Origin of the sequence: Luteimonas marina (assembly GCF_007859325.1) — a bacterium.
GTDB classification, from domain to species: Bacteria; Pseudomonadota; Gammaproteobacteria; order Xanthomonadales; family Xanthomonadaceae; genus Luteimonas; species Luteimonas marina.
Genome location: NZ_VOHK01000004.1, coordinates 85,356 through 110,660, shown reverse-complemented (window position 1 = coordinate 110,660; position 25,305 = coordinate 85,356). Strand labels below are relative to the sequence as shown.

The 25,305-nt window shown below is 66.4% G+C and carries 22 protein-coding genes and 4 tRNA genes; all 26 read left to right on the top strand.

Annotated elements, in window-relative coordinates:
• The first annotated feature begins 79 nt into the window (after nucleotides 1-79).
• The 26 genes from ychF (at nucleotide 80) to rpsC (ending at nucleotide 25,302) form a co-directional block, all read left to right on the top strand.
• Nucleotides 80-1,171: a redox-regulated ATPase YchF gene (ychF, locus tag FQY83_RS09780; protein ID WP_146387491.1), complete on the top strand. Its 1,092-nt coding sequence runs from the start codon at nucleotides 80-82 to the stop codon at nucleotides 1,169-1,171.
• Between the two features lie 136 nt (nucleotides 1,172-1,307).
• Nucleotides 1,308-1,393 (top strand) — tRNA-Tyr (locus tag FQY83_RS09775).
• A gap of 32 nt (nucleotides 1,394-1,425) precedes the next feature.
• Nucleotides 1,426-1,499, top strand: a tRNA-Gly gene (locus FQY83_RS09770).
• Between the two features lie 47 nt (nucleotides 1,500-1,546).
• Nucleotides 1,547-1,622, top strand: a tRNA-Thr gene (locus FQY83_RS09765).
• 88 nt (nucleotides 1,623-1,710) lie between these two features.
• Nucleotides 1,711-2,901 (top strand): elongation factor Tu, encoded by a 1,191-nt coding sequence (gene tuf / locus FQY83_RS09760; RefSeq protein WP_146387467.1) that lies wholly within the window; start codon nucleotides 1,711-1,713, stop codon nucleotides 2,899-2,901.
• A 171-nt stretch (nucleotides 2,902-3,072) separates the two neighbouring features.
• Nucleotides 3,073-3,148 (top strand) — tRNA-Trp (locus FQY83_RS09755).
• Nucleotides 3,149-3,166: 18 nt separating this feature from the next.
• Nucleotides 3,167-3,547, top strand: a complete 381-nt coding sequence (gene secE, locus FQY83_RS09750; RefSeq protein WP_146387489.1) for a preprotein translocase subunit SecE — start codon at nucleotides 3,167-3,169, stop codon at nucleotides 3,545-3,547.
• Between the two features lie 17 nt (nucleotides 3,548-3,564).
• Nucleotides 3,565-4,137, top strand: coding sequence for a transcription termination/antitermination protein NusG (gene nusG / locus FQY83_RS09745; protein ID WP_158636478.1), 573 nt, complete (start codon nucleotides 3,565-3,567; stop codon nucleotides 4,135-4,137).
• 216 nt (nucleotides 4,138-4,353) lie between these two features.
• Entirely contained in the window at nucleotides 4,354-4,782 is a 429-nt protein-coding gene (gene rplK, locus FQY83_RS09740; protein WP_146387485.1) for a 50S ribosomal protein L11, read from the top strand.
• Between the two features lie 4 nt (nucleotides 4,783-4,786).
• Nucleotides 4,787-5,485, top strand: a complete 699-nt coding sequence (rplA, locus tag FQY83_RS09735; protein WP_146387483.1) for a 50S ribosomal protein L1 — start codon at nucleotides 4,787-4,789, stop codon at nucleotides 5,483-5,485.
• A gap of 501 nt (nucleotides 5,486-5,986) precedes the next feature.
• On the top strand, nucleotides 5,987-6,511 hold the full coding sequence (rplJ, locus tag FQY83_RS09730; RefSeq protein ID WP_146387481.1) for a 50S ribosomal protein L10: 525 nt from the start codon (nucleotides 5,987-5,989) through the stop codon (nucleotides 6,509-6,511).
• A gap of 78 nt (nucleotides 6,512-6,589) precedes the next feature.
• Nucleotides 6,590-6,964 carry a 50S ribosomal protein L7/L12 gene (rplL, locus tag FQY83_RS09725; protein WP_146387479.1) on the top strand — a complete coding sequence of 125 codons (375 nt, stop codon included), beginning with the start codon at nucleotides 6,590-6,592 and terminating at the stop codon, nucleotides 6,962-6,964.
• A 349-nt stretch (nucleotides 6,965-7,313) separates the two neighbouring features.
• Nucleotides 7,314-11,477 carry a DNA-directed RNA polymerase subunit beta gene (rpoB, locus tag FQY83_RS09720; RefSeq protein WP_146387477.1) on the top strand — a complete coding sequence of 1,388 codons (4,164 nt, stop codon included), beginning with the start codon at nucleotides 7,314-7,316 and terminating at the stop codon, nucleotides 11,475-11,477.
• A gap of 78 nt (nucleotides 11,478-11,555) precedes the next feature.
• Nucleotides 11,556-15,824: a DNA-directed RNA polymerase subunit beta' gene (rpoC, locus tag FQY83_RS09715; RefSeq protein ID WP_146387475.1), complete on the top strand. Its 4,269-nt coding sequence runs from the start codon at nucleotides 11,556-11,558 to the stop codon at nucleotides 15,822-15,824.
• Nucleotides 15,825-16,090: 266 nt separating this feature from the next.
• A complete protein-coding gene (gene rpsL, locus FQY83_RS09710; RefSeq protein ID WP_146387473.1) occupies nucleotides 16,091-16,465 on the top strand; it encodes a 30S ribosomal protein S12 in 375 nt (124 codons plus the stop codon).
• A 12-nt stretch (nucleotides 16,466-16,477) separates the two neighbouring features.
• Entirely contained in the window at nucleotides 16,478-16,945 is a 468-nt protein-coding gene (gene rpsG / locus FQY83_RS09705) for a 30S ribosomal protein S7 (protein WP_146387471.1), read from the top strand.
• A 183-nt stretch (nucleotides 16,946-17,128) separates the two neighbouring features.
• Nucleotides 17,129-19,258, top strand: a complete 2,130-nt coding sequence (fusA, locus tag FQY83_RS09700) for an elongation factor G (RefSeq protein WP_146387469.1) — start codon at nucleotides 17,129-17,131, stop codon at nucleotides 19,256-19,258.
• A gap of 92 nt (nucleotides 19,259-19,350) precedes the next feature.
• On the top strand, nucleotides 19,351-20,541 hold the full coding sequence (tuf, locus tag FQY83_RS09695) for an elongation factor Tu (protein ID WP_146387467.1): 1,191 nt from the start codon (nucleotides 19,351-19,353) through the stop codon (nucleotides 20,539-20,541).
• 600 nt (nucleotides 20,542-21,141) lie between these two features.
• Nucleotides 21,142-21,453, top strand: coding sequence for a 30S ribosomal protein S10 (rpsJ, locus tag FQY83_RS09690; RefSeq protein WP_005408208.1), 312 nt, complete (start codon nucleotides 21,142-21,144; stop codon nucleotides 21,451-21,453).
• A 10-nt stretch (nucleotides 21,454-21,463) separates the two neighbouring features.
• On the top strand, nucleotides 21,464-22,117 hold the full coding sequence (gene rplC, locus FQY83_RS09685) for a 50S ribosomal protein L3 (protein WP_146387465.1): 654 nt from the start codon (nucleotides 21,464-21,466) through the stop codon (nucleotides 22,115-22,117).
• 13 nt (nucleotides 22,118-22,130) lie between these two features.
• Complete coding sequence (gene rplD, locus FQY83_RS09680) at nucleotides 22,131-22,736, top strand: 50S ribosomal protein L4 (RefSeq protein WP_146387463.1); 606 nt, start codon at nucleotides 22,131-22,133, stop codon at nucleotides 22,734-22,736.
• On the top strand, nucleotides 22,733-23,032 hold the full coding sequence (gene rplW, locus FQY83_RS09675) for a 50S ribosomal protein L23 (RefSeq protein ID WP_146387461.1): 300 nt from the start codon (nucleotides 22,733-22,735) through the stop codon (nucleotides 23,030-23,032). Before rplD ends, rplW begins: the two co-directional genes overlap by 4 nt.
• A 10-nt stretch (nucleotides 23,033-23,042) precedes the next feature.
• Nucleotides 23,043-23,870: a 50S ribosomal protein L2 gene (gene rplB / locus FQY83_RS09670; RefSeq protein ID WP_146387459.1), complete on the top strand. Its 828-nt coding sequence runs from the start codon at nucleotides 23,043-23,045 to the stop codon at nucleotides 23,868-23,870.
• A 6-nt stretch (nucleotides 23,871-23,876) separates the two neighbouring features.
• Complete coding sequence (gene rpsS, locus FQY83_RS09665; RefSeq protein WP_146387457.1) at nucleotides 23,877-24,146, top strand: 30S ribosomal protein S19; 270 nt, start codon at nucleotides 23,877-23,879, stop codon at nucleotides 24,144-24,146.
• Between the two features lie 10 nt (nucleotides 24,147-24,156).
• A complete protein-coding gene (gene rplV, locus FQY83_RS09660; RefSeq protein ID WP_238333457.1) occupies nucleotides 24,157-24,549 on the top strand; it encodes a 50S ribosomal protein L22 in 393 nt (130 codons plus the stop codon).
• On the top strand, nucleotides 24,550-25,302 hold the full coding sequence (rpsC, locus tag FQY83_RS09655) for a 30S ribosomal protein S3 (RefSeq protein ID WP_146387455.1): 753 nt from the start codon (nucleotides 24,550-24,552) through the stop codon (nucleotides 25,300-25,302).
• Nucleotides 25,303-25,305 lie beyond the last annotated feature (3 nt).

The following is a 25,305-nucleotide window of genomic DNA, read 5'->3' as shown; positions in this document are numbered from 1 at the left end:
TTGGTGATTGGTGATTTGAAGAGGCCTGCAACCCGCTCTTTCGAATCACCAATCACGAATCACCAATCACGGACACCCCATGGGCATCCAATGCGGCATCGTCGGCCTGCCGAACGTCGGCAAGTCGACCCTTTTCAACGCGCTGACCAAGGCGGGCATCGCCGCGGCCAATTTCCCGTTCTGCACGATCGAGCCGAACGTCGGCGTGGTGCCGGTGCCGGACCCGCGGCTGGGCGCGCTGGCGGAGATCGTCAAGCCCGAGCGCGTGGTCCCGACCGCGGTCGAGTTCGTCGACATCGCCGGCCTGGTCGCCGGTGCGGCCAGCGGCGAAGGGCTGGGCAACAAGTTCCTGGCGCACATCCGCGAGGTCGATGCGATCACCCACGTGGTGCGCTGCTTCGAGCACCCGGACGTGATCCACGTCGCCAACCGGGTCGACCCGATCGCCGACATCGACACCATCGACACCGAACTCGCCCTGGCGGACCTGGACACGGTGGACAAGGCCATTGCCCGCCATGAGCGCGTGGCCAAGAGCGGCGACAAGGACGCGAAGGCGCGGATCGAGGTGCTGCAGAAGCTGCGCGCCGCGCTCGACGAGGGGCGTCCGGCGCGCTCGGTGGCGCTGGCCGACGAGGAGCGCCCGCTGGTGCGCGAGCTGTTCCTGCTGACCATGAAGCCGGTGCTGTACATCGCCAACGTGCTCGAGGACGGCTTCGAGGGCAATCCGCACCTGGACGCGGTCCGCGCCCGCGCGGCGGGCGAGGGTGCCGAGGTCGTGCCGGTCTCGGCCGCGATCGAGGAGGAGCTGAGCCAGCTCGAGGATGCCGACCGCGACGAGATGCTGTCCAGCTATGGCCTGGACGAGCCGGGCCTGAACCGGGTCATCCGGGCCGCCTACCGGCTGCTCGGCCTGCAGACCTACTTCACCGCCGGCGTGAAGGAAGTCCGCGCCTGGACCGTGAAGGCGGGCGCCACCGCCCCGCAGGCGGCCGCCGTGATCCACACCGATTTCGAGAAGGGCTTCATCCGCGCCGAAACCATCGCCTACGAGGATTTCATCCGGTACCGGGGCGAAGCCGGGGCCCGCGAGGCCGGCCGGCTGCGGCTGGAGGGCAAGGAATACCGGGTCCAGGAGGGCGACGTCCTGCACTTCCGCTTCAACGTCTGACGCCGGCCCGCCCCGGATTCCGCTGCCGGGCCCGGCAGGCGCGTTCACCGGACGCGCAAACGCCGCAAATGCGCGTTGACAGGGCCATGCCGCGTCGTCAAAATAACGGGCTGTTTCACAGGTTTGCGCGACGACCGGAGGGATACCCAAGCGGCCAACGGGGGCAGACTGTAAATCTGCTGGCTTACGCCTTCGGTGGTTCGAATCCACCTCCCTCCACCAGTCCCACACGCAAGCACGAGGTTCCGCGCGGCGCGGGAGTAGTTCAATGGTAGAACCTCAGCCTTCCAAGCTGATGGTGCGGGTTCGATTCCCGTCTCCCGCTCCATTGCCTGCTTTTGCTTGAATCCGCGCGAAACGCACCACAAGTTCAACGCTCACGTAGCTCAGTCGGTAGAGCACCTCCTTGGTAAGGAGGAGGTCGATGGTTCGATTCCATTCGTGAGCACCATCCCTGCGGATCCGTCCGCAAGCGTCCGGCCCCGGGCCGGACTTTCCACCAGCAGTCATTCATACAACCGTCAGCGAGATAGACAGTCATGGCAAAGGGTAAGTTCGAGCGCACCAAGCCCCACGTGAACGTGGGCACGATTGGTCACGTGGACCACGGCAAGACGACGCTGACGGCGGCGCTGACGAAGATCGGCGCGGAGCGTTTCGGCGGCGAATTCAAGGCCTACGACGCGATCGACGCGGCGCCGGAAGAGAAGGCGCGCGGGATCACGATCTCGACCGCGCACGTGGAATACGAAAGCCCGACGCGCCACTACGCGCACGTGGACTGCCCCGGCCACGCCGACTACGTGAAGAACATGATCACGGGTGCGGCGCAGATGGACGGCGCGATCCTGGTGTGCTCGGCCGCGGACGGCCCGATGCCGCAGACGCGCGAGCACATCCTGCTGGCGCGCCAGGTGGGCGTGCCGTACATCGTGGTGTTCCTGAACAAGGCGGACATGGTGGACGACGCCGAGCTGCTGGAGCTGGTGGAGATGGAAGTCCGCGAGCTGCTGAGCAAGTACGAGTTCCCGGGCGACGACACCCCGATCATCCACGGCTCGGCGCTCAAGGCGCTGGAAGGCGACCAGTCGGACATCGGCGTGCCGGCGATCATCAAGCTGGTCGAGGCGCTGGACAGCTGGATCCCGGAGCCGGAGCGTGACATCGACAAGCCGTTCCTGATGCCGGTGGAAGACGTGTTCTCGATCTCGGGCCGCGGCACGGTGGTGACCGGCCGCATCGAGCGCGGCGTGATCAAGGTGGGCGAGGAAATCGAGATCGTCGGTATCCGCCCGACCCAGAAGACCACGGTCACGGGCGTGGAGATGTTCCGCAAGCTGCTCGACCAGGGCCAGGCGGGCGACAACGCCGGTCTGCTGCTGCGCGGCACCAAGCGTGACGACGTGGAGCGCGGCCAGGTGCTGGCCAAGCCGGGCAGCATCACGCCGCACACGGAGTTCGAGGCCGAGGTTTATGTCCTGTCCAAGGACGAGGGCGGCCGTCACACCCCGTTCTTCAAGGGTTACCGCCCGCAGTTCTACTTCCGCACGACGGACATCACCGGTGCGGTGACGCTGCCGGAAGGCACGGAGATGGTGATGCCGGGCGACAACGTGAAGATGCAGGTCGCGCTGATCAACCCGGTGGCGATGGACGAGGGCCTGCGCTTCGCGATCCGCGAGGGCGGCCGCACGGTCGGCGCCGGCGTGGTGGCGAAGATCGTCAAGTGACGTGAGGCTCCACGCGCCACAGGCGCGTGGCTAGCCGAACGTCATCCCCGCGAAAGCGGGGATCCAGCCTCCCCGGTCATGCCGGGGAAGGGCAGAACAAGGCAAGGCGGCGCAAGCCGCCGTCGCCTTTTACGGAACCAGTGGTCAGGCCGACGGTCGGATCGAAGCAATACGCCAGTAGCTCAATTGGCAGAGCAGCGGTCTCCAAAACCGCAGGTTGGGGGTTCGAGTCCCTCCTGGCGTGCCACCCAGAGTAGCGAGTCGAGTGAACAGCAGAGTCGAACAACCCGGAACCGCCTCCGCCGGCGACATCGTCAAGTACGCGCTGGCGCTGCTGCTGGTCGCCGCCGGCGTGTTCGCGTTCTACTGGTTCGAGAGCCAGTGGCCGACGCCCGCCCGGGTCGGCGCGGTGGTCGCGGGCGTGGTCGCCGGCCTGGCCGTGTTCATGGCCAGCACCAAGGGCCACCAGACGCGCGAATTCCTGTCCGAATCGCGCTTCGAGCTGCGCAAGGTGGTCTGGCCGACGCGCCAGGAAGCCATGCGCATGACCTGGGTGGTGATGATCGTCGTGGTCATCATCGCGCTGTTGCTGGCCGGCTTCGACACGGTCATCCAGTGGCTGGTGCGGCTGTTCCTCGGGCAATGACGGGAGACACGGTTTTGATGGAAGCGGAAGGCGTCAAGCGTTGGTACGTGGTGCATGCGTACTCCGGCTTCGAGAAGTCGGTGGCGCAGGCGCTGCGCGACCGCATTGCCCGCGCGCAGATGCAGGACAAGTTCGGCGACGTGCTGGTCCCGACCGAGGAAGTGGTGGAGATGCGCTCCGGCCAGAAGCGCCGTTCCGAGCGCAAGTTCTTCCCCGGCTACGTGCTGGTGCAGATCACGACCCACGACGAGGCCGGCATCCCGCGGATGGACAGCGAGAGCTGGCACCTGGTCAAGGAAACCCCGAAGGTGATGGGTTTCATCGGCGGTACCGCCGACCGCCCGCTGCCGATCCGCGACGAAGAGGCCGCCGCGATCCTGGACCGGGTCCAGGAAGGCGTCGAGAAGCCCCGTCCCAAGGTGCTGTTCGAGCCGGGCCAGATGGTCCGCGTGGTCGACGGCCCGTTCAACGACTTCAACGGCGTGGTCGAGGAAGTCAACTACGAGAAGAGCCGCCTGCGCGTGGCGGTGCTGATCTTCGGCCGCTCGACCCCGGTCGAGCTCGAATTCGGCCAGGTCGAGAAGGCCTGAGCCACCTGGGCGGCCCGGGCTGACACAGGGCCCGGAAACCCGCTATACTAGCCGGCTCCCCCGCCCGGGAAGCCGGGCGAACCGCTGGCCGCCGCACGTGCGGCCTTTCGCGCGGACGGGGCACACGCGACGCCGGGACGCGTGCTGCCCTTGATGGATGTGTTCCCGGTCCGATGGGGAGCCTGAACGGCGCTTGCACCCGGAGAGTCCAGAGCAATGGCAAAGAAAGTCATCGGTTACATCAAGTTGCAGGTCAAGGCCGGGCAGGCGAATCCCTCGCCGCCGGTGGGTCCTGCGCTCGGCCAGCGCGGCCTGAACATCATGGAGTTCTGCAAGGCGTTCAACGCCGCCACGCAGAAGCTCGAGCCGGGTCTGCCGATCCCGACCGTGATCACCGCGTATTCGGACCGCACCTTCACCTTCATCACCAAGACGCCGCCCGCGACGATCCTGTTGAAGAAGGCGTCGGGCGTGCAGTCCGGCTCCAAGCGCCCGAACACCGAGAAGGTGGGCAAGGTCACCCGCAAGCAGCTCGAGGAAATCGCCAAGGCGAAGGAACCCGACCTGACCGCGGCCGACCTGGACGCGGCGGTACGCACCATCGCGGGCTCGGCCCGTTCGATGGGCCTGACGGTGGAGGGCTGAGACCATGGCACAGACCAAGCGACAGAAGAACATCAAGGCCGCGGTCGTCCCGGGCAAGGCCTACGCGATTGACGAAGCGCTGAAGATCGTCAAGGACAACAGCAAGACCAAGTTCGTCGAGGCCGTGGACGTCGCCGTCCGCCTTGGCGTCGACGCCAAGAAGTCGGACCAGCAGGTGCGCGGCTCGACCGTGCTGCCGCAGGGCACCGGCAAGAGCGTGCGCGTGGCGGTGTTCGCCCCGGCTGGCGCCAAGGCCGACGAGGCCCTGGCCGCGGGCGCCGACGCGGTCGGCATGGACGACCTGGCCGAGCGCATGCAGGGCGGCGAGCTGAACTATGACGTGGTCATCGCCACGCCGGACGCGATGCGCGTGGTCGGCAAGCTCGGCACCGTGCTCGGTCCGCGCGGCCTGATGCCGAACCCGAAGGTCGGCACCGTGTCCCCGAACCCGGGCGAGGCGGTGAAGAACGCCAAGGGCGGCCAGGTGCGCTACCGCACCGACAAGGCCGGCATCATCCACTGCACGATCGGCAAGGCCGACTTCGAGGCCGATCGCCTGAAGGAAAACCTGAACGCGCTGCTGCAGGACCTGGTCAAGGCCAAGCCGGCGACGTCGAAGGGCCAGTACCTGCAGAAGATCTCGGTCAGCTCGACGATGGGTCCCGGCGTGACCGTCGACCAGTCGTCGTTGAGTTTGAAGTGACGGATCGACCCGCGCGCGCAGCGCGCGGCTGACGATCCGTCATCCCGAACGCAGTGAGGGATCCGCTCTTCAGCGCCACCTGAACGCAGATTCCTCCCTCCGGTCGGAATGACAAACTAGTTTGAGTTGTGCCCGAGCGAAACGAGATCCCTCGCTCCGCTCGGAACAGGATTTTGAGGGCACCGCCAGGGCAACCGCCCGACGCGGAGCCGTCAAAGACCGCAGGCGCGGTCGAAGCCGCAACGGCGACGGGCACGGAAGCTCGGCACGGCAGGGAATCGCCGTCGTTGCAGGCCAGACCGCTTAATCCCGGACTGCGAAAGCACGAAAGGGCCTGCGTAGATGGTCGCCGACCCTCCAGAGATTGATTCGATCGGTTTTTGGAAACGGCCGCCAACCGGAACGCCGCAAGGCGTTCCCCGCATCGAAGGACCGGTGCGGCCCATGGCCTGTCCCCGCGCGGATGCAAGGGGATGGAATTGAAGCAAGAGAGGAAGCGCAATGGCTCTGAATCTGAACCAGAAGAAGGAAGTCGTTGCCGAACTGGCCGAGGTCGCCGGCAAGGCGCACTCGCTGGTCGCCGCGGAATACGCGGGTCTCACGGTCGAGCAGTTGACCGATCTGCGCAAGAAGGCCCGCCAGTCGGGCGTGTTCCTGAAAGTAGCCAAGAACACGCTGGTCTCGCGGGCGGTGGAAGGCACCGATTACGCCGTCATCCAGGACGAGCTGACCGGTCCGCTGCTGTACGCCTTCTCGCAGGAAGACCCCGGCGCCGCCGGCCGCCTCATCAAGGACTTCGCCAAGACCGCCGAAAAGCTGAAGCCGCGCCTGGTTTCGCTGGGTGGGCAGAAGTACCCGGGCTCCCACGTGGATGTCCTGGCGTCTCTGCCGACCCGCGAGCAGGCATTGGCGATGCTGGTGGGCCTGATCGCGCAGCCGGCCACCATGCTGGCCCGCGTGCTCTCGGAGCCCGCCGTGCAGACCGGTCGCGTGATCAACGCGGTCGGCCAGCAGAAGGCAGCCTGAAGTCCCTAGTTGAGCGCCGTTCGCAACGAACGCAATCCAACGAAACGTTTTCGAATCAATCAATCAAGGTAAACGACAATGTCCCTTTCCAACGAAGAAATCCTGGAAGCCATCGGCAGCAAGACCCTCGTCGAGGTGATGGAGCTGGTCAAGGCTTTCGAAGAGAAGTTCGGCGTCTCCGCCGCCGCCCCGGTGGCCGTGGCCGCTGGTCCGGCCGCTGCCGCTGCCGGCCCGGTTGAAGAGCAGACCGAGTTCACCGTCGTCCTGAAGTCGGCCGGCGAGAAGAAGGTCGAGGTCATCAAGGTGGTCCGCGCGATCACCGGCCTGGGCCTGAAGGAAGCCAAGGACCTGACCGAAGCCGGCGGCACGGTGAAGGAAGGCGCCTCGAAGGACGACGCGGCCAAGATCAAGAAGGATCTGGAAGCCGCCGGCGCGACTGTTGAGGTCAAGTGACGTGAGGCTCCACGCGCCGCAGGCGCGTGGCTAGCCGAACGTCATCCCCGCGAAGGCGGGGATCCATGGTTCCAGATGTAGTTGTTCTCCACCGAGAGTGTTCTTTGACGCAAAAGACACTGCCTTCCCGCCTCCGCGGGAATGACGGTTGAAACCGAGGCTGGGGGCGCATGCCCCCGGCCTTCGGTCGTTGATGCAGTTCCCAGTTCCAGATCAGTTCGCAGTTGTCAGTGGTTAGTAGCGGGAGAAGGCGTGCTGGTGCCGGCAATACCAGCGACTGCCCAGTGACAACTTTTCGTTATCCCGGAACCGCGCCTGCGCGGCTCCAAGACCGAGGCATCAGCTCCCCATGACGACGTCCCAGTATTCGTTCACCGAGAAGAAGCGCATCCGCAAGAACTTCGGCAAGCGCCGTTCGATTCTCGAGGTGCCGTTCCTGCTCGCGATCCAGGTCGATTCCTACCGCGAGTTCCTGCAGGCCAACACCGATCCCGCAAAGCGCGGCGACAAGGGCCTGCACGCCGCGCTGAAGTCGGTGTTCCCGATCGTCAGCTACAACGGCTATGCGGCGCTGGAGTACGTCGGCTACAAGCTGGGCGAGCCGGTGTTCGACGAGCGCGAGTGCCGCCAGCGCGGCATGAGCTACGGCGCGCCGCTGCGCGTGACCGTGCGCCTGGTGATCTACGACCGCGAGTCGTCGAGCAAGGCGATCAAGTACGTCAAGGAGCAGGAAGTCTACATGGGCGAGATCCCGCTCATGACCGACAACGGCACCTTCATCGTCAACGGCACCGAGCGCGTCATCGTCTCGCAGCTGCACCGTTCGCCGGGCGTGTTCTTCGACCACGACCGCGGCAAGACCCACAGCTCGGGCAAGCTGCTGTTCTCGGCGCGCGTGATTCCCTACCGCGGCTCCTGGCTGGACTTCGAGTTCGACCCGAAGGACGCGCTGTACACCCGCATCGATCGCCGCCGCAAGCTGCCGGTCTCGGTGCTGCTGCGCGCGCTCGGCTACAGCAACGAAGAAATGCTCAACGAGTTCTTCGAGATCAACACCTTCCACATCCTGCCGGAAGGCGAGGGCGTGCAGCTGGAGCTGGTCGCCGAGCGCCTGCGCGGCGAGACCCTGAACTTCGACTTGGCCGACGGCGACAAGGTGATCGTCGAGGCCGGCAAGCGCATCACCGCGCGCCACGTCAAGCAGCTCGAGCAGTCGGGCATCGCCGCGCTGGCGGTGCCGGACGAGTACCTGGTTGGCCGCGTGCTGTCGCACGACGTCGTCGATGCCTCGACCGGCGAGCTGATCGCCTCGGCCAACGACGAGATCAACGACGACACCCTCGCCGCGCTGCGCAAGGCCGGCATCGAGGCCGTCGGCACCATCTGGACCAACGACCTCGACCGCGGCCCGTACCTGTCGAACACGTTGCGCGTCGACGCCACCAAGACCCAGCTCGACGCCCTGGTCGAGATCTACCGCATGATGCGTCCCGGCGAGCCGCCGACGAAGGACGCCGCGCAGAACCTGTTCCACAACCTGTTCTTCGCCTTCGAGCGCTACGACCTGTCGGCCGTGGGCCGGATGAAGTTCAACCGCCGCATCGGTCGCCGCGAGGTGACCGGCGCGCCGGTGCTGTACGACGCCAAGTACTTCGCCGAGCGCAAGGACGAGGAGTCCGCGCGCATGCGCGAGTCCTGTGGCGACATGTCCGACATCCTCGACGTGATCAAGGTGCTGACCGAGATCCGCAACGGCCGCGGCGTGGTCGACGACATCGACCACCTCGGCAACCGCCGTGTGCGTTCGGTCGGCGAGATGGCCGAGAACGTGTTCCGCGTCGGCCTGGTGCGCGTGGAACGCGCCGTGCGCGAGCGCCTGACCATGGCCGAGGCCGACGGACTGACCCCGCAGGAGCTGATCAACGCCAAGCCGGTCGCGGCGGCGGTGAAGGAGTTCTTCGGTTCGTCGCAGCTGTCGCAGTTCATGGACCAGAACAACCCGCTGTCGGAGGTGACGCACAAGCGTCGCGTCTCCGCACTGGGCCCGGGCGGCCTGACCCGCGAGCGCGCCGGCTTCGAGGTGCGCGACGTGCACCCGACCCACTACGGCCGCGTCTGCACCATCGAGACGCCGGAAGGCCCGAACATCGGCCTGATCAACTCGCTGGCCGTGTTCGCCCGCACCAACCGCTACGGCTTCCTCGAGACGCCGTACCGCAAGGTCGTGGACGGCAAGGTCACCGACGAGATCGAGTTCCTCTCGGCGATCGAGGAGAACGAGTTCGTCATCGCCCAGGCCAACGCGCCGCAGGACGCCAAGGGCAACCTGACCGCGCAGTTCGTCGCCTGCCGCTTCCAGGGCGAGAACCTGCTCAAGCCGCCGAGCGAGATCCACTTCATGGACGTCTCGCCGATGCAGACCGTGTCGGTCGCGGCTGCATTGGTGCCGTTCCTGGAGCACGACGACGCCAACCGCGCGCTGATGGGCGCCAACATGCAGCGCCAGGCCGTGCCGACGCTGCGCTCGCAGAAGCCGCTGGTCGGCACCGGCATCGAGCGCGCGGTGGCGCGCGACTCGGGCGTGACGGTGAACGCGCGCCGCGGTGGCGTGATCGAGCAGATCGACGCCGGCCGCATCGTGGTCAAGGTGAACGAGGAAGAGATCTCCGGCGAGCATGATGCCGGCGTCGACATCTACAACCTGATCAAGTACACGCGCTCCAACCAGAACACCTGCATCAACCAGACCCCGCTGGTCGACGTGGGCGACGTGGTCGCGCGCGGCGACGTGCTGGCCGACGGTCCCTCGACCGACATCGGCGAGCTGGCGCTGGGCCAGAACATGCTGGTCGCGTTCATGCCGTGGAACGGCTACAACTTCGAGGACTCGATCCTGCTCTCCGAGCGCGTGGTCGAGGAGGATCGCTACACCACGATCCACATCGAGGAGCTGACCTGCGTCGCCCGCGACACCAAGCTGGGCCCGGAGGAAATCTCGGCCGACATCCCCAACGTCTCCGAGCAGGCGCTCAACCGCCTCGACGAGTCGGGCGTGGTGTACATCGGCGCCGAGGTCCGCGCCGGTGACATCCTGGTCGGCAAGGTCACGCCCAAGGGCGAGAGCCAGCTGACGCCGGAAGAGAAGCTGCTGCGCGCGATCTTCGGCGAGAAAGCGTCCGACGTGAAGGACAGCTCGCTGCGCGTGCCGCCGGGCATGGACGGCACCGTCATCGACGTGCAGGTCTTCACCCGCGACGGCATCGAGAAGGACAAGCGTGCGCGCCAGATCGAGGAATCCGAGATCAAGCGCGTCAAGAAGGACTTCGACGATCAGTTCCGCATCCTCGAGGCCGCGATCTACGACCGCCTGCGCTCGCAGCTGATCGGCAAGACCGCCAACGGCGGCCCGGGCCTGAAGAAGGGCGACACCGTCACCTCGCTGGTGCTCGACGGCCTGAAGAAGTCCGACTGGTTCGGCCTGCGGATGAAGGACGAGGACGCGACCGACGCCATCGAGCGTGCGCAGAAGCAGATCGAGGCGCACGAGAAGGAGTTCGAGAAGCGCTTCGCCGACAAGCGCGGCAAGATCACCCAGGGCGACGACCTCGCGCCGGGCGTGCTGAAGATGGTCAAGGTCTACCTGGCCGTGAAGCGCCGCATCCAGCCGGGCGACAAGATGGCCGGCCGCCACGGCAACAAGGGCGTGGTGTCGACCATCGTGCCGGTCGAGGACATGCCGCACATGGCCAACGGCGAGACCGTCGACATCGTGCTCAACCCGCTGGGCGTGCCGTCGCGCATGAACATCGGCCAGATCCTCGAAACCCACCTCGGGTGGGCGGCGAAGGGCCTCGGCCGCAAGATCGACGCGATGCTGCAGGCGCAGGCGAAGATCGCCGACCTGCGCAAGTTCCTCGACGAAATCTACAACCACGACAAGGACCTGCAGGCGCAGCGCGTCGACCTCAAGCAGTTCAGCGACGAGGAACTGATCGCGCTGGCGAAGAACCTGGTCGACGGCGTGCCGATGGCGACGCCGGTGTTCGACGGCGCGGCCGAGAGCGAGATCAAGAAGATGCTCGAGCTCGCCGACCTGCCGAGCAGCGGCCAGACCCAGCTGTTCGACGGCCGCACCGGCGATGCCTTCGAGCGCAAGGTGACGGTGGGCTACATGCACATGCTCAAGCTCAACCACCTGGTCGACGACAAGATGCACGCGCGCTCGACCGGCCCGTACTCGCTCGTCACCCAGCAGCCGCTGGGCGGCAAGGCGCAGTTCGGTGGCCAGCGCTTCGGCGAAATGGAAATGTGGGCGTTGGAAGCCTACGGCGCGGCCTACACCATGCAGGAAATGCTGACGGTGAAGTCCGACGACGTGCAGGGCCGCAACCAGATGTACAAGAACATCGTCGACGGCGAGTACGAGATGGTCGCGGGCATGCCGGAGTCCTTCAACGTTCTGGTGAAGGAAATCCGCTCGCTGGCCATCAACATGGAGCTGGAGGAGCACTGAGGCGACACGCGCGGGATCGCCCCGTAGCGATCCCGCCGCGAAACAGACCGACGTGATTCCTCTTCCCTGGAGACAGACATGAAAGATTTGCTCAACCTCTTCAACCAGCAGCGTCCGGCGCTCGACTTCGACGCGATCAAGATCGCGCTGGCCTCGCCCGACCTGATCCGCTCGTGGTCCTTCGGCGAAGTGAAGAAGCCCGAAACCATCAACTACCGCACCTTCAAGCCCGAGCGCGACGGACTGTTCTGTGCCGCGATCTTCGGCCCGATCAAGGACTACGAGTGCCTGTGCGGCAAGTACAAGCGCATGAAGCACCGCGGCGTGGTCTGCGAGAAGTGCGGCACGGAAGTGACGCTGGCCAAGGTGCGCCGCGAGCGCATGGGCCACATCGACCTGGCCTCGCCGGTCGCGCACATCTGGTTCCTCAAGTCGCTGCCCTCGCGCATCGGCCTGATGCTGGACATGACCCTGCGCGACATCGAGCGCATCCTGTACTTCGAGGCCTTCGTGGTCACCGAGCCGGGCCTGACCCCGATGGAGCGCGGCCAGCTGCTCAATGAAGAGCAGTACATGCAGATGCGCCAGGAACATGGCGACGACTTCGACGCCGCGATGGGCGCCGAGGCGGTGTTCGACCTGCTGCGCACGATCGACCTGCAGGCCGAGACCGTGCGCCTGAAGGAAGAGATCGCCGCCACCGGCTCCGAGACCAAGCTCAAGCGCCTGACCAAACGCATCAAGCTGATCGAGGCCTTCGTCGAGTCCGGCAACCGCCCGGAGTGGATGGTCATGACCGTGCTGCCGGTGCTGCCGCCGGACCTGCGCCCGCTGGTGCCGCTGGATGGTGGCCGCTTCGCGACCTCCGACCTCAACGACCTGTACCGCCGCGTCATCAACCGCAACAACCGCCTGCGCCGCCTGCTCGAACTCAACGCGCCCGACATCATCGTGCGCAACGAGAAGCGCATGCTGCAGGAGTCGGTGGACGCGCTGATGGACAACGGCCGCCGCGGCCGCGCCATCACCGGCACCAACAAGCGTCCGCTCAAGTCGCTGGCCGACATGATCAAGGGCAAGCAGGGCCGCTTCCGCCAGAACCTGCTCGGCAAGCGCGTCGACTACTCCGGCCGTTCGGTCATCGTGGTCGGCCCGACCCTGCGCCTGCACGAGTGCGGCCTGCCGAAGAAGATGGCGCTGGAGCTGTTCAAGCCCTTCATCTTCGCCAAGCTGCAGCGCCGTGGCCTGGCCACGACGATCAAGGCCGCCAAGAAGCTGGTCGAGCGCGAAGAGGCCGAGGTGTGGGACATCCTCGAAGAGGTGATCCGCGAACACCCTGTGCTGCTCAACCGCGCCCCGACCCTGCATCGCCTTGGCATCCAGGCCTTCGAGCCGGTGCTGATCGAGGGCAAGGCGATCCAGCTGCACCCGCTGGTCTGCACCGCCTTCAACGCCGACTTCGACGGTGACCAGATGGCCGTGCACGTGCCGCTCTCGCTGGAAGCCCAGCTGGAAGCGCGCGCGCTGATGATGTCGACCAACAACATCCTCTCGCCGGCGAACGGTGAGCCGATCATCGTGCCCTCGCAGGACGTGGTGCTCGGCCTTTACTACATGACCCGCGCGCTGGAGAACACCCCGGGCGAGGGCATGGCGTTCGCCAACATCGCCGAGGTCAAGCGCGCCTACGACAACAAGGTCGCCGGCCTGCACGCCAAGGTGAAGGTGCGCATCACCGAGACGGTGATCGACGAGGAAGGCAACCGGGAGAAGAAGACCTCGATCGTGGATACCACGGTCGGGCGTGCGCTGCTGGCCGAGATCCTGCCGGAGGGCCTGCCGTTCGCGCTGGCCAACACCGAGCTGACCAAGAAGAACATCTCGCGCCTGATCAACAGCTGCTACCGCCAGCTGGGCCTGAAGGACACGGTCGTGTTCGCCGACAAGCTGATGTACACCGGCTTCGGCTTCGCGACCCGCGCCGGCGTGTCGATCGGCATCGACGACATGCTGATCCCGCCGGAGAAGAAGGGCATCCTCGACGAGGCCGAGGCCGAGGTGCTGGAGATCCAGCAGCAGTACCAGTCGGGCCTGGTCACCGCCGGCGAGCGCTACAACAAGGTGGTCGACATCTGGTCGCGCACCAACGAGCGCGTGGCCAAGGCGATGATGGACGCGATCGGCACCGAGACGGTGACCAACGCCAAGGGCGAGAAGGTCGCGCAGAAGTCGATGAACTCGATCTACATCATGGCCGACTCCGGCGCCCGTGGTTCGCAGGCGCAGATCCGCCAGCTGGCCGGCATGCGCGGCCTGATGGCCAAGCCGGACGGCTCGATCATCGAGACGCCGATCACCTCGAACTTCCGCGAGGGCCTGAACGTCCAGCAGTACTTCATCTCGACCCACGGCGCCCGAAAGGGCCTCGCGGATACCGCGCTGAAGACCGCGAACTCCGGTTACCTGACCCGTCGCCTGGTCGACGTGGCGCAGGACGTGGTGATCACCGAGACCGACTGCGGCACGCTCGCCGGCCTGACCATGACCCCGATCGTGGAAGGCGGCGACGTGGTCGAGCCGCTGCGCGACCGCGTGCTGGGCCGCGTGGTGGCCGAGGACGTGTTTCTGCCCGGCAACGACGAGGATCCGATCGTCACCCGCAACACCCTGCTCGACGAGGCCTGGGTGCAGCGCCTCGAGGACGCCAGCGTGCAGTCGATCAAGGTGCGCTCGACCATCACCTGCGCCAGCGCCTTCGGCGTCTGCGCGCACTGCTACGGCCGCGACCTCGGCCGTGGCCACCTGGTCAACCACGGCGAGGCGGTCGGCGTGGTCGCCGCGCAGTCGATCGGCGAACCCGGCACGCAGCTGACGATGCGCACGTTCCACATCGGCGGCGCGGCCTCGCGCGCGGCGGCGATCGACAACGTCACCGTCAAGACCACCGGCTCGATCAAGTTCAACAACCTCAAGACCGTGCAGCACGCCAGCGGCAACCTGACCGTGGTCTCGCGTTCGGGCGAACTGTCGGTGCTCGACGGCCACGGCCGCGAGCGCGAGCGCTACAAGCTGCCCTATGGCGCGACCATCTCGGTCAAGGACGGCGCGGAGATCAAGGCCGGACAGACCGTTGCGAACTGGGACCCGCACAATCACCCGATCGTGTCGGAAGTGGCCGGTTCGATCCGCTTCGTCGACTTCATCGACGGCGTCACCGTCATCGAGAAGACCGACGAGCTGACCGGCCTGGCCTCGCGCGAGATCACCGATCCCAAGCGCCGCGGCACCCAGGGCAAGGACCTGCGCCCGATCGTGCGCATCGTCGACAAGGACGGCAACGACCTCAACATCCCGGGCACCGACCTGCCGGCGCAGTACCTGCTGCCGCCGCGCTCGATCGTCAACCTGCAGGACGGCGCGCCGGTGGGCGTGGGCGACGTGGTCGCCAAGATCCCGCAGGAAGCCTCGAAGACCCGCGACATCACCGGCGGCCTGCCGCGCGTGGCCGACCTGTTCGAGGCGCGCAAGCCCAAGGACCCGGCGATCCTGGCCGAGAAGTCGGGCGTGGTCAGCTTCGGCAAGGACACCAAGGGCAAGCAGCGCCTGATCATCAAGGGACCGGACGGCGAAGAGCACGAGGAGCTGATCCCGAAGTACCGCCAGATCATCGTGTTCGAAGGCGAGCACGTAGAGAAGGGCGAGACGGTGGTGGACGGCGAGCCGAGCCCGCAGGACATCCTGCGCCTGCTGGGCGTGGAGCCGCTGGCCTCGTACCTGACCAAGGAGATCCAGGACGTCTACCGCCTGCAGGGCGTGAAGATCAACGACAAGCACATCGAGGTGATCATTCGCCAGATGCTGCGCAAGGTCGAGATCACCGATCCGGGCGACGGCAAGTACCTCGCCGGCGAGCAGGCCGAGCGCCAGCGCGTCATCGAGGACAACCAGAAGCTGGAAGCCAAGGGCGAGCTGCCGATCCGGGTCGAACCGGTCCTGCTGGGCATCACCAAGGCTTCGCTGGCGACCGAGTCGTTCCTGTCCGCGGCCTCGTTCCAGGAGACCACCCGCGTGCTGACCGAGGCCGCCGTCCGCGGCACCCGCGACAGCCTGCGCGGCCTGAAGGAGAACGTGATCGTCGGCCGCCTGATCCCGGCCGGCACCGGCCTGGCCTACCACACCCGCCGCCGCAACAAGGCGACCGGGCTGACCGAGTCCGAGCTCGAGGCGCTCAGCGGCGCCGCGGCCGAGGCGGTGGAGGCCGATGCCGCGGTGGCGGACGCCTCGGCGGTCATGATCGAGGACGCGCCCGCCGCCGACGTGGCGGGCGAGGAGTCCGGCGGCAACTGATTGGCAACCCCGGCGGCCCCGCGAAGGGCCGCCCAGATCTCGAAATGAGGCGCAGGGAGCGCCTCGTTTTCGGCCCAGGACGGGCGGAGCAGGAACCTGGGTCCGGACCCTCGCGGGCAGCCGCGGCGGACCGGACCGAAGGCATGGCTTGCGTTGACGGTTTGCGTCCGCGCGGGCTATACTTTTTCGTCTCGGCAGGCCGGGTGTTCCCGCCTGCCGTCGTTTTCACGAGGGCGCAAGCCCCGAAACCCAAGAACCCCTGACCGATGGCAACGATCAATCAGCTGGTGCGCAAGCCGCGCAGCCCTGAAATCTACAAGAGCACGTCGCCCGCGCTGGCCAACTGCCCGCAGCGTCGCGGCGTGTGCACGCGCGTGTACACCACGACCCCGAAGAAGCCGAACTCGGCCCTGCGCAAGGTCGCCAAGGTACGCCTCACCAACGGCTACGAGGTCATCTCGTACATCGGCGGCGAAGGCCACAACCTGCAGGAGCACAGCGTGGTGCTGATCCGCGGCGGTCGCGTCAAGGACCTGCCGGGCGTGCGTTACCACACCGTGCGCGGCTCGCTCGACGCCGCCGGCGTCGCCAAGCGCAAGCAGGCGCGTTCCAAGTACGGCGCCAAGCGCCCGAAAGCCTGAGGAAACTGAATCATGTCGCGTAAAGGCAATACCCCGCAGCGTTCGGTCCTGCCGGACCCCAAGCACGGCAGCGAGACCATCGCCCGCTTCATCAACATGGTCATGCAGAGCGGCAAGAAGTCGGTCGCCGAGAAGATCGTGTACGGCGCCATGGACGTCATCGGCGAGAAGAACGGCAACGCGCTCGAGCTGGTCGAAAAGGCCCTCGGCAACGTGTCTCCGGCGGTCGAGGTGAAGTCCCGCCGCGTCGGCGGCGCCACCTACCAGGTGCCGGTCGAAGTGCGCCAGTCGCGCCGCATGGCGCTGGCGATGCGCTGGCTGATCGAGTCCGCCCGCAAGCGCGGCGAGAACTCGATGCCGCGCAAGCTGGCTGGCGAGCTGATCGACGCGTCCGAGAACCGCGGCGGTGCGATCAAGAAGCGCGAGGAAACGCACCGCATGGCGGATGCGAACAAGGCGTTCGCGCACTACCGCTGGTAAGCCCTTCCATGGGGGCTTGAGCTTCGGCCCCCGCGGCACCATATCGGTGCCACTTCAGCGGCCCTGCCGCACGCGATGTCCGATGCCGCCGCCAGGCGGCATTCGGCCATTGAAGCGAGTCCTTCGCGCCAGTCCCGCGAATCCTGCGGTGACTTCCCACAGCATCGAATCTGAGGCATCCCCGTGGCCCGCACGACCCCCATCGAACGCTACCGCAACTTCGGCATCATGGCGCACATCGACGCCGGCAAGACGACGACGTCGGAGCGCATCCTGTTCTACACCGGCAAGAGCCACAAGATCGGCGAGGTGCACGACGGCGCCGCGACGATGGACTGGATGGAGCAGGAGCAGGAGCGCGGCATCACGATCCAGTCGGCCGCGACCACGGCGTTCTGGAAGGGCATGGACAAGTCCCTGCCGGAGTACCGCTTCAACATCATCGACACCCCCGGGCACGTCGACTTCACGATCGAGGTCGAGCGCAGCTTGCGCGTGCTCGACGGCGCGGTGTTCGTGCTGTGCGCGGTCGGCGGCGTGCAGCCGCAGTCCGAGACGGTGTGGCGCCAGGCCAACAAGTACCACGTGCCGCGCGTCGCGTTCGTCAACAAGATGGACCGCACCGGCGCCAACTTCTTCAAGGTCCGCGACCAGCTGAAGGCGCGCCTGGGCGCGTACCCGGTGCCGATGCAGGTGCCGATCGGCGCCGAGGACGGCTTCGAGGGCGTGGTCGACCTGATCAAGATGAAGGCGATCCACTGGGACGCCGCCTCGCAGGGCCTGAACTTCGAATACCGCGACATCCCGGCCGAGCTCAAGGAGCAGGCCGAGGAGGCGCGCGCGTTCATGATCGAGGCTGCGGCCGAGGCCAGCGAAGCGCTGATGGACAAGTACCTCGAGGGCGGCGAGCTCAGCGAGCAGGAGATCATCGACGGCCTGCGCGAGCGCACGCTGAAGACCGAGATCGTGCCGATGTTCTGCGGATCTGCGTTCAAGAACAAGGGCGTGCAGGCGATGCTCGACGGCGTCGTCCACCTGCTGCCGTCGCCGGTCGACGTGCCGGCGGTGAAGGGCGTGGACGTCGACGACGAGAGCAAGGAGCTGAGCCGCGAGTCCAGCGACAAGGCGCCGTTCTCCGCGCTCGCGTTCAAGATCATGACCGACCCGTTCGTGGGCTCGCTGACCTTCTTCCGCGTCTACTCGGGCACGCTCAACGCCGGCGACCAGGTGCTGAACTCGGTCAAGGGCAAGAAGGAGCGCATCGGCCGCATCCTGCAGATGCATTCGAACAACCGCGACGAGATCAAGGAAGTGCTGGCCGGCGACATCGCAGCGGCCGTGGGCCTGAAGGACGTCACCACCGGCGACACGCTGTGCTCGCAGGATGATCCGATCGTGCTTGAGCGCATGAGCTTCCCGCAGCCGGTGATCTCGATGGCGGTCGAGCCCAAGACCAAGTCCGACCAGGAGAAGATGGGCCTGGCGCTGGGTCGCCTGGCGCAGGAAGATCCGTCGTTCCGCGTGCGCACCGACGAGGAGTCCGGCCAGACGATCATCTCCGGCATGGGCGAGTTGCACCTGGACATCATCGTCGACCGCATGAAGCGCGAGTTCAACGTCGAGGCCAACGTCGGCAAGCCGCAGGTGGCCTACCGTGAGACGATCCGCTCGGCCGACGTCAAGTCGGACTACAAGCACGCCAAGCAGTCGGGCGGCAAGGGCCAGTACGGTCACGTCGTGATCGAGCTGTCGCCGCTGACCGCCGAGGACCGCGAGAAGCACGCTGCCGACATCAAGGACGATTTCCTGTTCATCAACGAAATCACCGGCGGCGTGATCCCGAAGGAGTTCATCCCGTCGGTCGAGAAGGGCATCCGCGAAACCATCACCAGCGGTCCGCTGGCCGGCTTCCCGGTGGTGGGTGTCAAGGTCAAGCTGGTGTTCGGCTCGTACCATGACGTCGACTCGTCGGAAATGGCGTTCAAGCTGGCGTCTTCGATGGCGTTCAAGCAGGGCTTCGCGAAGGCGAGCCCGGCGCTGCTCGAGCCGATCATGAAGGTCGAGATCGTCAGCCCGGAGGACTACCTGGGCGACGTGATGGGCGACGTGAGCCGTCGCCGCGGCATCCTGCAGGGCCAGGACGACAGCCCGTCGGGCAAGATCATCAACGCGATGATCCCGCTGGGCGAGATGTTCGGCTACGCGACCTCGCTGCGTTCGATGTCGCAGGGCCGCGCTACCTTCACGATGGAATTCGACCATTACGAAGAAGCGCCGACCAACATCGCGGACGCGGTCATCAAGAAGTCGTGATTCGGGATTCGGGATCCGTGGTTCGAAAGAACACGGGTCCCAGTCTTCACGAATCACCAATCACGAATCACGAATCACAGAGGTAAACGACAATGGCAAAGGGTAAGTTCGAGCGCACCAAGCCCCACGTGAACGTGGGCACGATTGGTCACGTGGACCACGGCAAGACGACGCTGACGGCGGCGCTGACGAAGATCGGCGCGGAGCGTTTCGGCGGCGAATTCAAGGCCTACGACGCGATCGACGCGGCGCCGGAGGAGAAGGCGCGCGGGATCACGATCTCGACCGCGCACGTGGAGTACGAAAGCCCGACGCGCCACTACGCGCACGTGGACTGCCCCGGCCACGCCGACTACGTGAAGAACATGATCACGGGCGCGGCGCAGATGGACGGCGCGATCCTGGTGTGCTCGGCCGCGGACGGCCCGATGCCGCAGACGCGCGAGCACATCCTGCTGGCCCGCCAGGTGGGCGTGCCGTACATCGTGGTCTTCCTGAACAAGGCGGACATGGTGGACGACGCCGAGCTGCTGGAGCTGGTGGAGATGGAAGTCCGCGAGCTGCTGAGCAAGTACGAGTTCCCGGGCGACGACACCCCGATCATCCACGGCTCGGCGCTCAAGGCGCTGGAAGGTGACCAGTCGGACATCGGCGTGCCGGCGATCATCAAGCTGGTCGAGGCGCTGGACAGCTGGATCCCGGAGCCGGAGCGCGACATCGACAAGCCGTTCCTGATGCCGGTGGAAGACGTGTTCTCGATCTCGGGCCGCGGCACGGTGGTGACCGGTCGCATCGAGCGCGGCGTGATCAAGGTGGGCGAGGAAATCGAGATCGTCGGTATCCGCCCGACCCAGAAGACCACGGTCACGGGCGTGGAGATGTTCCGCAAGCTGCTCGACCAGGGCCAGGCGGGCGACAACGCGGGCCTGCTGCTGCGCGGCACCAAGCGTGACGACGTGGAGCGCGGCCAGGTCCTGGCCAAGCCGGGCAGCATCACGCCGCACACGGAGTTCGAGGCCGAGGTCTATGTTCTGTCCAAGGACGAGGGCGGCCGTCACACCCCGTTCTTCAAGGGCTACCGCCCGCAGTTCTACTTCCGCACGACCGACATCACCGGTGCCGTCACCCTGCCGGAAGGCACGGAGATGGTGATGCCGGGCGACAACGTGAAGATGCAGGTCGCGCTGATCAACCCGGTGGCGATGGACGAGGGCCTGCGTTTCGCGATCCGCGAGGGCGGCCGCACGGTCGGCGCCGGCGTGGTGGCGAAGATCGTCAAGTGACGTGAGGCTCCACGCGCCTGCGGCGCGTGGCTAGCCGAACGTCATCCCCGCGAAAGCGGGGATCCAGCCTCCCTCCCCCGGACTTGATCCCGGGGGAGGGATCTCCTCCTCCCGACCCCGGTCCCTCCGACCGGAGCCGGGCAGGGCGGAAAACCCCAAAGACACTGGATCCCCGCCTACGCGGGGACGACGGTATTCGGGAAGGCCGCTCCACCCAATGCCGCAGGGCAAAAAATGCAGGGAACCCCCTTGCATCCCGCCCATGAAGGTTTCATAATATTCGACTCTTCACGGGCGACCAGTACACCGGTCCCCGCGAAACCGCGAAATGAGGTGCAGGACGCGCCTCGTCTTCGCCAGACAGGGATCATGTCGCGCGGCAGGGCTCCGCCCGTCCCGGAGGTTTCCGGGGCACATAGGCGGGGCGTTTTGTTGCGCTTGCAGTTCTCCGTCTGGGCGGGCCGGGCAACCGGTCTGCCTTGATTTTTGCAGTCGCCCCAGGCGCCCGGAATGCGGTCATTCCCGGACGATCGGGGGTTCACCGGGGTCTTGCGCACCCAGCCGCAGGGCCCGTCGCTCTTTCAACGAAGGAATTCCGTCATGGCGGACCAGAAAATCAGGATCCGGCTCAAGGCGTTCGATCACCGCTTGATCGACCGTTCCGCGAGCGAGATCGTCGAAACGGCCAAGCGGACCGGCGCGCAGGTGCGCGGCCCGATCCCGCTGCCGACCAAGATCGAACGCTACACCGTGCTGGTGTCGCCGCACGTCGACAAGGACGCGCGCGACCAGTACGAGACCCGCACGCACAAGCGCGTGCTCGACATCGTCGACCCCAACGACAAGACCGTGGACGCGCTGATGAAGCTCGAGCTCGCGGCTGGCGTCGACGTCCAGATCAAGCTGACCTGAGGACGCTGACATGAGTGCGAAGATTCATTCGCTCGGCATCGTCGGCCGCAAGGCCGGCATGAGCCGGGTGTTCACCGAAGACGGCAAGTCCGTGCCGGTGACCCTGATCGAAGCCACCCCGAACCGCATCACCCAGGTGAAGACGGTCGAGAGCGACGGCTACAGCGCCGTGCAGGTCACCGCCGGCGTCAAGCGCGCCTCGCTGCTGACCAAGCCCGAGGCCGGCCACCTGGCCAAGGCCAAGGTCGAAGCCGGTCGTGGCCTGTGGGAGCTGCGCGTGGCCGACGACAAGGTCGCCGACTTCGCCGTCGGCGGCGAGATTAAGGCCGACATCTTCGAGGTCGGCCAGTTGGTCGACGTCCAGGGCGTCACCAAGGGCAAGGGCTTCCAGGGCACGATCAAGCGCTGGAACTTCAAGATGGGCGATGCGACGCACGGCAACTCGCTGTCGCACCGTTCGCCGGGTTCGATCGGCCAGCGGCAGACGCCGGGCCGCGTGTTCCCGGGCAAGAAGATGTCCGGCCACATGGGCGCGGATACGCAGAGCACGCAGCGCCTGCAGGTGGTGAAGGTCGACGCCGAGCGCGGCCTGATCGCCGTCAAGGGCGCGGTGCCGGGTGCGCCGGGCGGCGACGTCATCGTGCGTCCCTCGAGCAAGGCATAAGGGAGAGATGACGATGGAACTCGCCATCAACGGCAGCAGCGACAAATTGTCCGTCTCCGACGCGATCTTCGGCCGCGAATTCAGCGAGGACCTGGTCCACCAGGTCGTCGTTGCCTATCGCAACGCCGGTCGCGCCGGCACCAAGGCGCAGAAGACGCGCTCGGAAGTGAACGGCACCACCAAGAAGTCGAAGAAGCAGAAGGGCGGCGGCGCGCGTCATGGCGCCCTGACGGCCCCGATCTTCGTCGGCGGCGGCGTGACCTTCGCGGCCAAGCCGCGCAGCTTCGCGCAGAAGGTCAACCGCAAGCAGTATCGCGCCGCGATGGCGGTGATCCTGTCCGAGCTCAACCGCCAGGGCCGGATCACGGTCGTCGAGTCGTTCGACGTCGACTCGGCCAAGACCAGCGGCCTGGTGTCGAAGCTCAAGGGCTTCGAGCTCGGCAAGCGCCCGCTGATCGTGACCGAAGAGGCTTCGGAAAACCTGTACCTGTCCGCGCGCAACCTGCCGTACGTCGAAGTGCGTGACGTGCAGGGGCTGGACCCGGTCGCGCTGGTCGGTGCCGACAGCGTGCTGGTCACCACCGACGCGCTGAAGAAGATCGAGGAGTGGCTGGCATGAACGAGGCCAAGCTCTATGAAGTGATCCGTGCGCCGCGCGTGTCCGAGAAGACCGCGCGCCTGCAGGAAGTGTCCAACCAGTACGCATTCGAAGTCGCGAAGGACGCGACCAAGGCCGACATCAAGGCCGCGGTCGAGAAGCTCTTCGACGTCAAGGTCTCGGCTGTCAACGTCGTGAACGTGAAGGGCAAGAGCAAGTCCTTCCGCCAGCGCCAGGGCAGCCGCGGCAACTGGCGCAAGGCGTACGTGACGCTGGCCGAAGGCCAGTCGATCGACGTGATCAACGCGACGGCCTGAGGAAGCTCCCATGCCATTGATGAAATTCAAGCCCACTTCCCCCGGCCGCCGCAGCGCGGTCCGCGTGGTCACGCCGGACCTGCACAAGGGTGCGCCGCATGCCGCGCTGGTCGAGAAGCAGGGCAAGTCCGGCGGCCGCAACCACCACGGCCGCATCACCACCCGCCATATCGGCGGTGGCCACAAGCAGCATTACCGCATCATCGACTTCAAGCGCGACAAGGAAGGCATCCCGGCGCGCGTGGAGCGGATCGAGTACGACCCGAACCGCACCGCGCACATCGCGCTGCTGTGCTACGTCGACGGCGAGCGCCGCTACATCATCGCGCCCAAGGGCCTGAAGGCCGGCGACCAGGTGATCGCGGGCAACGACGCCCCGATCAAGGCCGGCAACACCCTGCCGCTGCGCAACATCCCGGTCGGCTCCACGGTGCACTGCATCGAGATGAAGCCGGGCAAGGGCGCGCAGATCGCGCGCGCCGCCGGCGCCGCCGTGCAGCTGGTCGCGCGCGAGGGCGTGTACGCGCTGCTCCGCCTGCGTTCGGGCGAGATGCGCAAGGTGCCGGCCGAGTGCCGCGCCACCATCGGCGAAGTCGGCAACGTCGAGCACAACCTCGAGAAGCTGGGCAAGGCCGGTGCCAAGCGCTGGCGCGGCATCAAGCCGACCGTCCGCGGCGCGGCGATGAACCCGGTTGACCACCCGCACGGCGGTGGCGAGGCCAAGGCCGGCCAGGGCAACCCGCACCCGGTCACCCCGTGGGGCGTGCCGACCAAGGGCTACAAGACCCGCAAGAACAAACGGACGCAGCAGTTCATCGTGCGCGACCGCAGGAGCTGATAGAGCATGGCACGTTCACTCAAGAAGGGCCCGTTCGTCGACCACCACCTCATCAAGAAGGTGGAAGCCGCGGGCAACACCAAGAAGCCGATCAAGACCTGGTCGCGCCGTTCGATGATCCTGCCGGAAATGGTGGGCTTCACGATCGCCGTCCACAACGGCAGGAACCACATCCCGGTGCTGGTCAACGAGAACATGGTTGGCCACAAGCTCGGCGAATTCGCGCTGACGCGGACCTTCAAGGGTCACGGCGGCGACAAGAAGTCCGGGAAGTAAGGAGCGCACGATGGACAAGGCAACACGAGCCAGGCACGAAGAAACCAGGCGTGCGCGTACCGAGGCCAACAAGCGGACCGCCGTGCTGCGCACGGCCCGCATCTCGCCGCAGAAGGCGCGACTGGTCGCCGACCAGGTCCGCGGCCTGCCGGCCGAGCGCGCGGTCAACCTGCTGAAGTTCTCCGACAAGAAGGCCGCCGCGCTGATCAAGAAACTGGTCGAGTCGGCGATCGCCAATGCCGAGAACAACGCGGGCGCCGACATCGACGAGCTGAAGATCGCCACGATCACCGTTGACGAAGGTCCGCTGCTGAAGCGCTTCATGGCCCGCGCCAAGGGTCGTGGCACGCGCATCCTCAAGCGCACCAGCCACATCACCGTCGTCGTGGGAGAGGGCAAGTAAATGGGTCATAAAGTTCATCCCACCGGCATCCGCCTCGGCATCGCCAAGGACTGGAATTCCAAGTGGTACGCCGGCAAGAAGGAATACGCCGGTTACCTCACCGCCGACCTCAAGGTCCGCGAGATGCTGCGCAAGCGCCTGGCCGCCGCCGGCATCAGCAAGATCCTGATCGAGCGTCCGGCCAAGACCGCGCGCGTGACGATCCACACCGCCCGCCCGGGCGTGGTGATCGGCAAGCGCGGCGAGGACATCGAGAAGCTGCGCAAGGACGTGAGCGAGATGATGGGCGTCCCGGCGCACATCAACGTCACCGAGGTCCGCAAGCCCGAGCTCGACGCGCAGCTGGTCGCCGAGTCGATCGCGCAGCAGCTCGAGCGCCGCATCATGTTCCGCCGCGCGATGAAGCGCGCCGTCGGCAACGCGATGCGCCTTGGCGCGCTGGGCATCAAGGTCAACGTCGCCGGCCGCCTCAACGGCGCCGAGATCGCGCGTTCGGAGTGGTACCGCGAGGGTCGCGTGCCGCTGCACACGCTGCGCGCCGACGTCGACTACGGCTTCGCCGAGGCCAAGACGACCTACGGGATCATCGGCATCAAGACCTGGATCTACAAGGGCGAGATCTTCGACTTCGCCCAGGTCGGCCAGGAGAAGCAGGACGATTCGCCGCGCGGCAACGATCGTGGCGACCGCGGTGACCGCGAGCGTCCGCGTGGCCCGCGCCGCGAGCGCGGCGACCGTGAGGCGAGGGACTAAACC